The sequence below is a fragment of the Candidatus Thermoplasmatota archaeon genome, from assembly GCA_022848865.1.
Taxonomy (GTDB): Archaea; Thermoplasmatota; Thermoplasmata; order RBG-16-68-12; family JAGMCJ01; genus JAGMCJ01.
This window is the reverse complement of record JAJISE010000116.1, coordinates 1-585: the sequence shown is the minus strand read 5'-3', so window position 1 is coordinate 585 and position 585 is coordinate 1. Positions and strand designations below refer to the sequence as shown.

At 44.6% G+C, this 585-nt stretch carries 2 protein-coding genes and 1 tRNA gene; 2 read left to right on the top strand and 1 reads right to left on the bottom strand.

Features of this window, described 5'->3' with window-relative positions; translation table 11 throughout:
- On the top strand, positions 1-194 hold a 194-nt coding region (locus LN415_09950), incomplete at its 5' end, for a hypothetical protein (GenBank protein ID MCJ2557400.1).
- A gap of 103 nt (positions 195-297) precedes the next feature.
- Positions 298-370 (top strand) — tRNA-Phe (locus tag LN415_09945).
- 1 nt (position 371) lies between these two features.
- Here the strand turns inward: LN415_09945 and LN415_09940 are convergent.
- Positions 372-585 (bottom strand): hypothetical protein (locus LN415_09940; protein ID MCJ2557399.1); only part of this gene is annotated, 214 nt, incomplete at its 5' end.

Here is a 585-nt window from a genome sequence, read left to right as displayed (position 1 = left end):
TAATCGTGGTGATCTTATTGTCATCAATCTTTCTCATAATTATGGGACTGGTGTACTTTCTGGTGACGCTATGGATTATCACAGTTGGTGCTGACATACTTAACATGAATCTGGACGGCAACTTCGCCGTATTGTCAGCGAGCCTGATAACCTTGGGCGTAATTGTCGGATCGAGTCTGGCTAGGAAAAATTAAGATAATGGTCTAAAACCAAAAGGATAGCTTTTCTGTAAAGGTAGTTTGAACTATCTGTCCAAAAGTTAATGTATTCCTTCACTATTGCGCAAACAACCTTCAAGCCGCAGTAACTCAGTTGGGAGAGTGCAAGACTGAAGATCTTGAAGTCGCTGGTTCAAGTCCGGCCTGCGGCACTCAGCTTATTTTTGTTGACATTCGTGCCACAGGCCTCTCTCGGACTATCGCACATAGATAAATGGAATGAAGTCCGAGATCCGACCTGCGGTACTTGTTATTTTCCGATTGTAACGGGTTAGCCCGAAAATCCCCATCCAAAAACTTATTATCCCACTCCGGCTTATTGGAACCGAGGGAGGTATCTATGCCAGACGATGAAGCCCTGAGACCT